The sequence below is a fragment of the Bartonella queenslandensis AUST/NH15 genome (genome assembly GCF_000312585.1).
Lineage (GTDB): Bacteria > Pseudomonadota > Alphaproteobacteria > Rhizobiales > Rhizobiaceae > Bartonella > Bartonella queenslandensis_A.
On record NZ_HE998096.1, the window covers coordinates 1 to 253 of the forward strand.

Sequence of the window (253 nt, forward strand, 5' to 3'; positions counted from 1 at the left end):
TGATATCTTGATCATGGTGTAGAGCATTTTCTTTTGTGGGGAGATCTTCTTTTTTTGAAATATCCGCATAAAAAAAGGTAATAGGAACTTCTAGTCTGTTGGCAATTTCTTGTAAACGTCCTGCACTTACACGATTTAAACCTTTTTCATATTTTTGGATTTGTTGAAAACTGACACCTAAATGGCTTCCTAATTCCTTTTGAGAAAGCCCCATTGAAATGCGTCTATGACGAATTCTTTTACCTATAGAAAT

The 253-nt window shown here is 34.0% G+C and carries 1 protein-coding gene; it reads right to left on the reverse strand.

Annotated elements, in window-relative coordinates; translation table 11 throughout:
• On the reverse strand, positions 1-253 hold a 253-nt coding region (locus BN338_RS09490), incomplete at both ends, for a helix-turn-helix domain-containing protein (protein WP_425277472.1).